The following is an 11,860-nucleotide window of genomic DNA, read 5'->3' on the forward strand; positions in this document are numbered from 1 at the left end:
TATAAGTGGGGTGCTAAATGATGAGATTAGATGGGTTGATATATCCATTATTAGAGAATGAGAAATTTGGATTATTAGATAAAGCAATTTCTGATAAAGAGTTTCCTTTAGAAGTTAATGGTCTTAGTGATTCGGGAAGGGCTTATTTTATAAGTTCTATTTTTGAGCGAGAAGATAGGTCTATGGTTATAGTTACTAGTAGTGACATGGAGGCTAAGGACTTATATGATGATTTAAGTCTATATACTTTAGACGTACATTATCTACCAACAAAGGAGATAGTTTTTTATAATATAGATGCTGTTTCTGGAGATTTAAGATGGGCCAGATTAAAAGTTATAAAAGAAGTTTTAGAGAATAAAGATAAGAAAATAATAGTAACATCAATCGAGTCATTTGTTTCATACTACACACCTATTGAGCTTTATAAAAAGTATAGTTTTACAGTTTCAATTCAAGAAGAAGTTGATATGAATGAGATTGTTCAAAAGCTTGTAGAGTCTGGATATGAAAGAGTTACTGTTGTAGAAGGTAAAGGTGAATTTGCTTTAAGAGGGGGTATACTTGATGTATACCCTCCTTGTAATGTTTTGCCTTTTAGGATAGAGCTATTTGGTGATGAGGTTGATTCTATAAGGACATTTAATACTGATTCACAAAGAAGTATAGAACAAAAAGATGTAGCTAATATATTCCCTGCAAAAGAGATTATATTGGATAAAGAAATATTAGATAGGGCTGCGAGTTCAATAAAAAAAGAGCTTGCAGAATTTAATGATAAAAATACTGATAAAGAAGAAATTTTATCAAAGATAAATAGTACAGTAAATAAAAATTTAGAAAATTTAAAGGAAACTTGGAGTTTTGAAACAATAGAGAGTTATATACCTTTTCTATTTGAAAAATCATCAAGTTTATTTGATTATCTAGATGATTATCTTTATGTGATTGATGAGTCAGAAAGATGTAAGGGCAAGATTGATAGTGTTCTTTTTGAATTTGAGGAGAACTACAAAGCATTTTTAGAAAGAGGAGATATACTTCCTAGTCAAAATAAGCTTCTTCTTAGAGAAAGTGAAATAGAGAAAGAATTTTTAGCAAATGATTATATTCTATTTAATGCTTTAGAGAAAAATCTCAAGTTTTTAAGAAGTAGAGAAAAATTTGAGTTTAAACAGATTACGCTTCCAAGGTATCAAGGTAATTTTGATCTTTTAGTTGATGAGATTAGAAGTAAGAAAGATAATGGTTATAAAACTGTTATACTTGCAGGTACAAGACCTAGAGGGGAAAGACTTGTTGAGGCTTTAAGAGATAAAGATATTGAGTGTACTTATACTGATTCTATTGATGATATTAAGAGTGCTGCTGTTATTGTTACTTTTGGAAACCAAAGCAATGGATTTGATTTTACAGATTTAAAAGTCTGTGTTATTTCAGATAAGGATGCTTTTGGTGAGGGAAAAAGAAAAACTAAAAAGAGAGCTAAAAATCAAAAGGGTATGGCTAAGATAAAAAGTTTTGGTGACCTTAAACCTGGAGATTATGTTGTTCATGTTAATAGTGGTATAGGTGTTTATAAAGGAATGAAGCAGATTGATGTTAGTGGTAATAAAAGAGATTACCTTGATATTGAATACCAAAAGGGTGATAAGCTTTATGTTCCTGTTGAACAACTTGATTTAGTTCAAAAATATGTTGGTTCAGAGGGTAAATCACCAAAGGTTAATAAGCTTGGAGGTCTTGAGTGGCAAAAGGCTAAGGCTAAGGCAAGAAAATCAATTAATGATATTGCTGAGGAGTTAGTTAAACTTTATGCTGCTAGAAGAACTGTTAAAGGTTATAAGTTTGGAAAGGATACTACTTGGCAAAAGCAATTTGAAGATGAATTCCCTTATAATGAAACTCCAGACCAGTTAACTTCCCTTGAGGAGATTAAATCTGATATGGAGTCAGATAAGCCTATGGATAGGCTTTTATGTGGTGATGTCGGGTATGGTAAGACAGAAGTTGCTGTAAGAGCGGCTTTTAAGGCTATTATGGAAGGAAAGCAGGTTGCATTCTTAGTTCCGACTACTATCCTTGCAGACCAGCATTATAGTACATTTATAAAGAGGTTTGCTAGTTTCCCTGTTAAGGTTGATGTTATTAGTAGATTTAAAACAAAGAAAGAGCAAAATAAAACTCTTCAAGCTTTAAAAGAAGGAAATGTTGATATTTTAATTGGGACACATAGACTTGTTTCAAAAGATATTGGATTTAAAGATTTAGGTCTTTTAATTGTTGATGAAGAACAAAGATTTGGAGTTACACAAAAAGAGAAAATTAAAAATGTTAAAAAGAATGTTGATGTTTTAACTTTAAGTGCGACACCTATCCCAAGGACGCTTCATATGTCACTTACAGGGGTTAGGGATATTTCTGTTATAGAAACTCCACCAGAGGATAGACATCCTATTCAGACTTATGTGGTAGAACAAAATGACCAGCTTATAAGAGATGCTGTGCTAAGAGAAATTAATAGAGGTGGGCAAGTATTCCTTGTTTATAATAGGGTTGAGAGTATTCAGGCTATGGCAGCTTATATTAAGGAGCTTGTCCCAGAATGTACTCCAAGAGTTATACATGGACAAATGACTGAGAAAGAACTTGAAAAAGAACTTGTTGCTTTTATGAATAAGGAAGCAGATGTTTTAGTTTGTACATCTATTATTGAAACAGGAATTGATATGCCAAATGTTAATACTCTTATAGTTTATGATTCAGATAAGATGGGACTTTCGCAGCTTTATCAATTGAGAGGGCGAGTTGGAAGAAGTAATAGAATTGCTTATGCTTATTTTGTTTATAAGAAAGATAAGGTCTTAACTGAGGTTGCAGAGAAGAGATTAAAAGCTTTAAAAGATTTTACAGAGCTTGGTTCAGGGTTTAAAATTGCTATGAGAGACCTTGAGATTAGAGGGGCTGGTAGTATGATGGGTTCATCACAACATGGACATATGGCGAGTGTTGGGTATGACCTTTATTGTAGAATGCTCGAGGACACTGTAAAGCTTATTAAAGGTGAGATAGATAAAGAGCCTGTTGAAACAACAGTTGATATTAAACTAGATGCATATATACCATCTAGTTATATAGAAAATGAAATTCAAAAAATTGAAGTTTATAAGAAAATTGCAGCTATTGAGAGTGAAGAAGATTATAATTATGTTAAAGAAGAACTTGAAGATAGATATGCAGGTATTCCAAAGCCGGTTCTAAATCTTATGGATATAGCTTATATAAAAAGTAAAGCTAAGATGCTTGATATAGAAGAGGTTAAGGAACGTAAGGGTGAGATTATATTTGAGTTCCAAAGCAGAGAGCGAACTGATAAAAAGATATTTGCACAGGTTCTTAAAAAATATAAAAGTAATACTTTATTGAAGTTTGGAGATAAGCCAAGTTTTTCATATAGATTTGTTGAAGAAAAAAAGGATGAACTAACAAATATCTTTAAAGATTTGCTTGATGACTTAGTTTCAAGGAAGTTTAAAAATAAAAAGTAAATTGAAAAAAAATATAAATATTGATATACTTATGAATAACTATGTTAAGTAAAAAAGAAGAGAGGTAGAATAATGAAAAATATTAAGAGAATTGTTGGTATTGCAGTGATAATTGCAGTAGTAGCGGGAGTTGCTATCAGCGCTGGAATGGTAAAGAAGACGCCAGAGGCAGTACAAAATATGGCTATAGGTAAGATATTTGGGACAGACATAACTGTTTCACAAATCGAACCAAGAATGCAACAGATATATGGAATGATTTCACAACAAGTTCAAGGAAATCCTATGGATAATCCACAAGCAAAAGAAATGATAGTAAAAGCTAGAGAACAAGCCGTTAACGGTGTAATGACAGAGAAGGTTTTTGAAAATCAAATTAAAGAGCAAAAGATTGTTCCAACACAAGCTGAAATAGATAAAGCTTATCAAGGTGAAATTGATAGATTTATTACAAATGCTAAGGGTGATAAAACTAAAGGTATGGAAAACTTTAATGCAGCATTAAAACAATCAGGACTTACAGAGGCTACATTAAAAGCACAAATAGTACCGCAACTTGCACAGCAGTTACTTATTGAGAAGTTAACTAAAGACTTACCAAAAATAACTGATGCAGACGCTCAATCTTACTACAATGAAAATAAAACTCAATATGTTGATAAAGCAGCAGGAGCTGAAGTTTATCAAGTAGTTGTAGGTTCAAAAGAAGAAGCCGATAAGTTAAGAACTCAATACCTTGCAGAAACTAAAGGTATGACAGATGTTAATCAAAAATTAGCAGTATTTGAAAAAATAGCAACAGCTAATAATACAGATGGAACAAAAGAAACTAAAGGTAAACTTGGATTTATCGATTATAACTCAAAATCAGTAGTTCCTGCATTCGCAGCAGCTGTTGATAGCTTAAAGAAAGCTGGAGACCTTTCAGAGGTTGTAAATAGTCAAGGTACAGGACAAGATGGTAAGCCATACAATGTATATAACTTTGCATTTGCAGCATCAGTAGTTCCAACAGCTACTTATAAGTCATTTGATGATGAAAAAGCAACTATAATTAAAACTATGACACAACAACAAGAATCAAAAGTAGTTCAGCCTAAAATTACTGAGTGGGAAAAAGCAGCTGGTGGAGAAGTTTATACAAGTAAGTTAAACTATGCAGTGCCAACTCCTTCAACAACACAAGGTGGTCAAACAGCAAACTAATTTAAATATATTTAAGATAAGCCCTTTGAATTTTCAAAGGGCTTATTTTTTTGCTTAAATTCCCTTAAATAGCTATTTAAAGAGGAATTATAAAAATTTTTATTAATACTCATTTAAAAATAATTGAAGATAAATATAACCAATGTGTATAAAATTTCAAATATGCAAAATACTAGTACTGAAGAATTAAATAGAAACAACATCGAGGAGGCATTTGATATATTATGAAAGCAACAGGAATTGTAAGACGTATTGATGATTTAGGAAGAGTGGTTATACCAAAAGAAATAAGAAGAACTCTTAGAATTAGAGAAGGGGATCCTTTAGAGATATTCACAGATAGAGAGGGTGGAGTAATTCTTAAAAAGTATTCACCTATAGGAGAATTAACAGACTTCTCAAAAGAGTATGCTGAAGCTTTAAATCAAGCAACAGGACATCAGGTTGTTATTTCAGATAACGATATGTTCATTTCTGTTGGTGGAGTTGCAAAAAAAGATTATGTTGATAAAAAGATTAGTGATGAACTTGAAAGAATTATGGATAATAGAAAAGTTGTATTATTAGGTGGAAGTGGTGCAAAGGTTGAACCTTTATTCCAAGATGACCATACAGAAGATAAATATACAGCACAAGCAGTTGCACCAATTATTTCAGAGGGTGATGCTATAGGGACAGTTATTATGTTTTCAAAAGATGCAAAAGCTTTTGGTGATGTAGAGAAAAAACTTGTAGAAACTGCAGCAGCTTTCCTTGGGAAACAAATGGAACAGTAATTTACAGTAAAAATATATGTAAATTATCAGGTATACATAAATTTAGTAATAATACCTTTAATTTTAAAATACTAATTAATAGTTAGGATTTAAAATTGGAGGTATTTTTTTATGAAAAAACAAACCTTTATACAGGGTGGACTTATACTTGCGGCTATGGGAATTGTAAGCAAGTTTTTAGGACTGTTTTTCAGGTTCCCATTAATTCAAATGATAGGTGATGAGGGAATGGGGTATTATCAACTAGCATTTCCTATATTTGCAATATTTATAGCTATTGCAAGTGGAATCCCTATAGCATTATCTAAAATTATTTCAGAGAATAATGGTACTGGGAAAGAGGCGGATAATGTTAGTCTTGTGACAATAAGCACAAAGATATTAGTAGTGCTTGCTATTATTGCAGGGATAGTAATTTTTCTTTTTAAAGATCTTTTGATAAAGGCATTTGGATGGGACCCAAAGGTTGTTTATTGTGTTATGGGGATTAGTATAGCACCTATATTTGTAGCTATAATTAATCCTATAAGAGGGTATTTTCAAGGTTATCAAAATATGAATGCAACGGCTATATCACAGTTCTTAGAACAACTTGGAAGAGTTGTTTTTGGAGTAGGACTGGCAGTTTTGTTTTTACCAAAAGGAATAGAGTTTGCAGCAGCAGGCGCAGTTATTGGAGCTTCTCTTGGTGGAGCTTTAGCATCAATTTATTTGGTTTTTAAATTTATGATGGTAAGACCAAAACATATTAAAAAAAGTGTAACGCCAACTAGAAAATTGGTTAAGTCAATAATAATGACAGCGACACCTATAGCTATTGGGGCGGTAATTATAAGTGTTATTGGTTTCATTGAAACAAGTATAGTTCCAAAACAACTTTTAGAGGCAGGTTATACTCAAAGTGAGGCAACAATTTTATTTTCACAGTTTACAGGAAAAGCAATGACACTTACTCATATTCCACTTACACTATCAATTGCGATAGGTAGTGCTTTAATTCCTGTTATTGCATCTAGCAGAGCTTTAAATAACTTAAAAGAACTTAGTAATAATATAGGGATGTCATTTAAGGCTTGTTTTGTAATAGCACTTCCTTGTACTTTTGGGATGTTCTTTTTAGCAGAGCCTATAATGGCAACTTTATTTCCAGGAAATGATGGTGGTGCTGATATTTTAAAATATTTATCAATTACTATTCCATTTTTGGTTATGAGTCAGATTACGACTGCGATTCTTCAGGGGCTTGGTAAGATGAAGTTTCCAGTTTTTACAACTGTTGGTTGTTCAATTTTAAAGGTGATTTTAACTTATAAGCTTGTAGCAATAAAGGAATTTAATATAGAGGGGGCAGTTATTTCAAGTATTGTAGCATATAGTCTTATGGCTATATTAAATATGGCTTATTTAAAGTACCATACACGCTTTAGGGTTAGTTGGGGAGAGATATTATTTAAACCTCTTCTAGCGAGCCTTATAATGATGATTGTTGCACTTGGAAGTTTTCTTATTGCTATAGATATAATCAAAATAGTTTCAGTTACTTGTATGATGTCTATTGCACTTGGTGGGATTGTATATGTAATACTAGCATTTGTTTTTAAGATATTTGATTATGAGTATATTAAGGGGAAAGTTACGGATAGAATAGGGAAAAGATAGAATGAAATATAAAGATATTTCTATAAAGATGTGATTTAAAAGTTGCAAACTATGGAAATATCTTTTTTGTTTTAGTATATTTTAGTTAGATGCAAAAGAGAAATGGAGGTTTTGTAATGATAAAAATAATAGGACTTGGTACAGGAAGTATTGATTCGCTTACAGTAAAAGCTTATAAAACTTTGAAAGAAAGTAAAAATATTTATATTAGAACAGGTGAATATCCTACTGCAAAGGCATTAAAAGAGGAGGGTGTAGAGTTCAAAACTTATGATGAAAAATATAATACAACTGATTTGTTTAAAACTTTATATGAGTTTATTGCAGATGATATAGTACAAAAAGAGTTAGAGTTTGGAGATGTAGTTTATGCAGTTCCAGGACATCCTTTGGTTGCAGAAGGTTCAGTAACTAATCTTATAGAGAAGTGTAAGAGGCAAAAGATAGAGTATGAGATTTTGCCAGCTACAAGCTTTATAGATTTAGCTATGGAAAAGCTTGAGGTGGATGCTAGTGAAGGATTTAAAGTTTTAGATGCTTTTGATATAAAGGTGAAAATAATTAATAAAAGAGATGATATATTTATAACTCAAGTTTATAATAATTTAATTGCATCTGAGGTTAAGCTTAAACTTTTAGAGGTTTTTGATGATGAAACTATGATTAATTACATAAAGCTTGATATGAATTCGGGTGAGTTTCTCAATAGAGAAATGCCTTTGTTTGAACTTGATTGGCAAGAAGATTTAGACCATACAACATACGTCTATGTGAAAAAAGATTTAGATAATAAGTATGATTTTTATGATTTATTAGAGATTATAGATACTTTAAGAGGAGAGAATGGCTGTCCTTGGGATATGGCTCAAACACATGATAGTATAAAAAGAGATTTGCTTGAGGAATCTTATGAGGTTATTGATGCTATTGAAAGCGATGATATTGTTGGACTTGAAGAGGAACTTGGAGATTTGCTTTTACATGTCGTATTTCATAGTTCTATTGGAAAGCAAGATGGAGATTTTACTATAAATGATGTTATAAGTGGGATTTGTACAAAAATGATATTTAGACATCCGCATGTTTTTAGAGATGCTAAGGCTAAAACAGTTAATGATGTTTTAGAGAGTTGGGATGACACTAAGAAAAAAGAAAAAGGGTTTAATACTACTACAGATGAGATGAATGCAGTGGCTAAAGCTCTTCCAGGACTTATTAGAGCAGCAAAAATTCAAAAGAGAGCTGCAAGGGTTGGATTTGATTTTGAAGGTGTAGAATTAGCTATGGATAAGGTAGTTGAAGAGTTAAATGAAATAAAAGATGTATATAAGTTAGATAAACGGTCAAGAATAGAAGAGGAAGTCGGTGATTTAATATTCTCTGCAGTTAATGTGGGAAGAATGTTATCAGTAGACTGCGAAGAAGCATTAGAAAAAACAGTATCTAAATTTGTTGATAGATTTTCATTTATAGAAAAGACAGCAATTTCAAAAGGTCAGAATTTAAAAGATCTGACTTTAGAGGAAATGGATGAACTATGGGATGAAGTGAAAAAACTAAAAAATGAAAATACTAGCATATATTAACTTTTCCATATGTTGGCAAAAAGATAAGCGGAATATCAAAAAAGTTGACTAAATAGTGTAAAATAGCAGTTTAGGTACTATACAAATGGGTAAATATATAATATTATAATATATATTGCAGTATAAAATTGCAGTGAGATACTTAATGAGTAAATTACTCAATTCAAGGAGGATGTAAAAGTGAATAAAGCAGAATTAATCGCAAGCATGGCTGAAAAAAGTAATTTAACAAAGAAAGATGCTGAAATGGCATTAAAATCTTTCATAGAAAGCGTTCAAGAAGCTCTTGAGGGTGGAGACAAAGTTCAATTAGTTGGATTTGGAACATTCGAAACAAGAGAAAGAGCAGCTAGAGAGGGTAGAAACCCTAGAACTAAAGAAGTTATTCAAATACCAGCTTCAAAAGCACCAGTTTTCAAAGCAGGTAAAGAGTTCAAAGAAAGAGTTAATAAATAATTTTATTACTTCACAGTAAAACCCGAGTTTTCTCGGGTTTTTTATCTATAAAAAATTAGTATAATTTGTTTTATAACTTACAAAAAAGGGTAGAATGTATTTTGTAGAAGTAATTGAATTGCTTCTTAGCAAATGATAAAAATTTTAATAGAGGTATCTCTTAGCATTTATCCATATAATTAATAAAATAAATTGAAAAATAGGAGAAATAGCGTTATGAGATTAGATAAGTATTTAAAAGTTTCAAGAATAATCAAAAGAAGAACTGTTGCTAAAGAAGCATGTGAGGGTGACAGAGTAAAAATAAATGATAAAGTTGCAAAACCATCAACAAGAATAAGTGATGGGGATGTTATTGAAATTTTATTTGGGAATAGAACATTAAAAGCTAGAATAATAAACATTGCGGAGCATGTTAGAAAAGAAGATGCTAAGCATATGTATGAAATATTAGAAGGCGAAGAAGATAAAGAATAGATAAATTTGAAATAGAACATAAACCCTATTTTAATAACATATATTTTTAGTATAAGTTAGGCCTTGCTTAGGTTTAATGTAGTTATTTGAAATGGGGGGAAGAGCTATGGATAATAAAGAAAAGCATAGCATAATAGAAAGTAATAAAAGCAGCAGTATATCATTAGAAAATAGAAAAAAATTATTAGTAACAGGTGTATTAGAAGTTATAAGCTTTGATGACCAACAAATTAATCTAAATACAACACTTGGAGGTCTTAATATCACGGGTGAAAATCTTAAAGTTAATAAACTTGATGTTCAAAATGGTGATGTTGTGATAACAGGATGTATTTTTACAATTATATATTGTAAAAAGATGAAAAAGAAAAGAAAATTATTTGGATTTAAAGGGGAATAGCAATGATATTACCTTTAGGAGTTCAATTTAATATAGTAATAATTTCTTTTTTTGCTGGGATTTTGATTGGTCTGCTTTTTGATGGATATAGACTTGTTAGAGGATTTAATTCTTCAAAAATAATATTAATGATTCAAGATACTTTATTTTGGATATTAACTGCAATGATAGTATTTGTCTTTTTATTAGTTTTTAATTATGGATTTTTAAGTGCCTATGTTTATATCATAATCTCAATTGGATTAGCATTTTATTTATTAGTCTTTTCTAAAAGGATTTTTAAGTTAGAAAATACAATAGCTAGAAATACTTATAGAGTAATTAGAATTTCAAGTAAAAACATAAGGTATATTTTAAAAAATATATTTGCTAAAAAATAATAAATTCCTTGAATAAGTCGGTTATAGTGTTTAAAATAGACATATAGTCGAAGGACTAAGGGGTGAGTTTATGAAAATGAGGGTTAATGCAAAAGCTTTAGCATTATTAGGAGTAGGAGTTCTGTTTACTACTACGTTTATTAATCAAGAGATAACTAAAAAGAAATTGAATGATAATAAAGTAAAAGTGGAACAGGAACTTAAAAACTTAAAACAAAAGAATATTGAGCTAACAGAAGAATTTAATGATTCTAAGACAGATTCTTACATTGAAAGAATGGCAAGAGAAAGACTTGGGATGATTAAAGAGGGAGAGCAAGTAGTTGTTGATTAGAAGTTAACAGTTATTATATAATGTTATTAGTAATAGTAACGCACATTTATTTAAATTTAAGGAGGATTCTTTTAACATGGCCTTAGAAACAGGAAGCATTTTAGAAGGTAAGATAGTAAACATAACAAACTTTGGGGCATTCGTAGAGGTAGGGGGAGAAACAGGACTTGTGCATATTTCAGAAGTCGCTGAATCTTTCGTTAAAGATATAAGAGAGCACCTAAAGGAAGATGACGTTGTTAAAGTTAAAGTCTTAGGAACAGATGAAAAAGGTAAAATTAGCTTATCAATAAAGCAAGCTATGCCACCAAAACCAAAAACAGCTAGACCAGCAGAAGTTGACTGGAGTAAAAAAGATAATAATAGCAGCAGCAACGGTGATAGAGGTTATCAAAGAAGTAGTTATAACAACAGTAATACTGGTGGTGGTAACTACAGCAATAACAGAAATAGAAATATGAGAAGTAATAAACCTAAAACTGAAAACTTTGAAGATATAATGGCAAAGTTTATGAAGGATAGTGAAGAAAGACTTTCTGATATGAAGAAAAATCAAGAACCAAGATCTAAAAAAAGAATGTAATTTAACATAGAAATTTTTATAATTCGAAAATTCAATAGAATTTTCGAATTTTTTTTAATTTATTAAATAGCCTAGTTAAAGGGTTTAGTAATAAAATGTATAAAGTTATAAAAAAAATTCTCAAAAAGCATTGACAGTATAGGATATATTATATATAATAAATCTTGTCGTTAAGATAACAAGCACATTGATGTGCCGAAGTGGCGGAACTGGCAGACGCACAGGACTTAAAATCCTGCGGTGGTTAACACCGTACCGGTTCGATTCCGGTCTTCGGCACCATTTTAATAACGCGGGGTGGAGCAGTTGGCAGCTCGTTGGGCTCATAACCCAAAGGTCGTAGGTTCGAGTCCTGCCCCCGCTACCATAAAACTTTATAAATAATTAATACATCATGGCGGGATAGCTCAGTTGGCTAGAGCATTCGGTTCATACCCGAAGGGTCGCAGGTTCAA

11 protein-coding genes and 2 tRNA genes are annotated in these 11,860 nt (G+C 31.2%); all 13 read left to right on the forward strand.

Translation table 11 applies throughout. The features are described 5' to 3' along the window. The first annotated feature begins 20 nt into the window (after positions 1-20). The 13 genes from mfd to Q0V24_RS03850 all read left to right on the forward strand — a co-directional run bounded on the left by mfd (position 21) and on the right by Q0V24_RS03850 (position 11,772). Positions 21-3,548 (forward strand): transcription-repair coupling factor, encoded by a 3,528-nt coding sequence (gene mfd / locus Q0V24_RS03790; RefSeq protein WP_297518802.1) that lies wholly within the window; start codon positions 21-23, stop codon positions 3,546-3,548. 72 nt (positions 3,549-3,620) lie between these two features. Next, positions 3,621-4,754, forward strand: a complete 1,134-nt coding sequence (locus tag Q0V24_RS03795) for a SurA N-terminal domain-containing protein (protein WP_297518793.1) — start codon at positions 3,621-3,623, stop codon at positions 4,752-4,754. A gap of 224 nt (positions 4,755-4,978) precedes the next feature. Then, the gene (spoVT, locus tag Q0V24_RS03800) at positions 4,979-5,530 is read left to right on the forward strand and encodes a stage V sporulation protein T (protein ID WP_297518794.1); all 552 of its coding nucleotides are present in this window, start codon (positions 4,979-4,981) and stop codon (positions 5,528-5,530) included. Positions 5,531-5,641: 111 nt separating this feature from the next. Continuing rightward, on the forward strand, positions 5,642-7,189 hold the full coding sequence (locus Q0V24_RS03805) for a polysaccharide biosynthesis protein (RefSeq protein ID WP_297518795.1): 1,548 nt from the start codon (positions 5,642-5,644) through the stop codon (positions 7,187-7,189). A 116-nt stretch (positions 7,190-7,305) separates the two neighbouring features. Continuing rightward, positions 7,306-8,775, forward strand: coding sequence for a nucleoside triphosphate pyrophosphohydrolase (gene mazG / locus Q0V24_RS03810; protein WP_297518796.1), 1,470 nt, complete (start codon positions 7,306-7,308; stop codon positions 8,773-8,775). Positions 8,776-8,955: 180 nt separating this feature from the next. Further along, positions 8,956-9,231 carry an HU family DNA-binding protein gene (locus Q0V24_RS03815; protein ID WP_366938269.1) on the forward strand — a complete coding sequence of 92 codons (276 nt, stop codon included), beginning with the start codon at positions 8,956-8,958 and terminating at the stop codon, positions 9,229-9,231. Between the two features lie 216 nt (positions 9,232-9,447). Continuing rightward, positions 9,448-9,708 (forward strand): RNA-binding S4 domain-containing protein, encoded by a 261-nt coding sequence (locus Q0V24_RS03820; protein WP_297518797.1) that lies wholly within the window; start codon positions 9,448-9,450, stop codon positions 9,706-9,708. 106 nt (positions 9,709-9,814) lie between these two features. Further along, complete coding sequence (yabP, locus tag Q0V24_RS03825; RefSeq protein ID WP_297518798.1) at positions 9,815-10,108, forward strand: sporulation protein YabP; 294 nt, start codon at positions 9,815-9,817, stop codon at positions 10,106-10,108. A gap of 2 nt (positions 10,109-10,110) precedes the next feature. Continuing rightward, a complete protein-coding gene (gene yabQ / locus Q0V24_RS03830) occupies positions 10,111-10,488 on the forward strand; it encodes a spore cortex biosynthesis protein YabQ (RefSeq protein WP_297518799.1) in 378 nt (125 codons plus the stop codon). A 70-nt stretch (positions 10,489-10,558) separates the two neighbouring features. After that, positions 10,559-10,822, forward strand: coding sequence for a septum formation initiator family protein (locus Q0V24_RS03835; protein ID WP_297518800.1), 264 nt, complete (start codon positions 10,559-10,561; stop codon positions 10,820-10,822). Between the two features lie 76 nt (positions 10,823-10,898). Next, positions 10,899-11,405, forward strand: coding sequence for a S1 RNA-binding domain-containing protein (locus Q0V24_RS03840; protein WP_297518801.1), 507 nt, complete (start codon positions 10,899-10,901; stop codon positions 11,403-11,405). Positions 11,406-11,599: 194 nt separating this feature from the next. Continuing rightward, positions 11,600-11,687: transfer RNA gene (locus tag Q0V24_RS03845), tRNA-Leu, on the forward strand. Between the two features lie 9 nt (positions 11,688-11,696). Continuing rightward, positions 11,697-11,772, forward strand: a tRNA-Met gene (locus Q0V24_RS03850). Positions 11,773-11,860 lie beyond the last annotated feature (88 nt).

It is taken from the genome of uncultured Clostridium sp. (genome assembly GCF_947039605.1).
Taxonomy (GTDB): Bacteria; Bacillota; Clostridia; order Clostridiales; family Clostridiaceae; genus Sarcina.

Excerpts from the sequence above, each read along its gene's own strand:
- mfd (WP_297518802.1), top strand. The coding sequence starts at position 21 with ATGAGATTAGATGGGTTGATATATCCATTATTAGAGAATGAGAAATTT.
- Q0V24_RS03795 (WP_297518793.1), top strand. The coding sequence starts at position 3,621 with ATGAAAAATATTAAGAGAATTGTTGGTATTGCAGTGATAATTGCAGTA.
- spoVT (WP_297518794.1), top strand. The coding sequence starts at position 4,979 with ATGAAAGCAACAGGAATTGTAAGACGTATTGATGATTTAGGAAGAGTG.
- Q0V24_RS03805 (WP_297518795.1), top strand. The coding sequence starts at position 5,642 with ATGAAAAAACAAACCTTTATACAGGGTGGACTTATACTTGCGGCTATG.
- mazG (WP_297518796.1), top strand. The coding sequence starts at position 7,306 with ATGATAAAAATAATAGGACTTGGTACAGGAAGTATTGATTCGCTTACA.
- Q0V24_RS03820 (WP_297518797.1), top strand. The coding sequence starts at position 9,448 with ATGAGATTAGATAAGTATTTAAAAGTTTCAAGAATAATCAAAAGAAGA.
- yabP (WP_297518798.1), top strand. The coding sequence starts at position 9,815 with ATGGATAATAAAGAAAAGCATAGCATAATAGAAAGTAATAAAAGCAGC.
- yabQ (WP_297518799.1), top strand. The coding sequence starts at position 10,111 with ATGATATTACCTTTAGGAGTTCAATTTAATATAGTAATAATTTCTTTT.
- Q0V24_RS03835 (WP_297518800.1), top strand. The coding sequence starts at position 10,559 with ATGAAAATGAGGGTTAATGCAAAAGCTTTAGCATTATTAGGAGTAGGA.
- Q0V24_RS03840 (WP_297518801.1), top strand. The coding sequence starts at position 10,899 with ATGGCCTTAGAAACAGGAAGCATTTTAGAAGGTAAGATAGTAAACATA.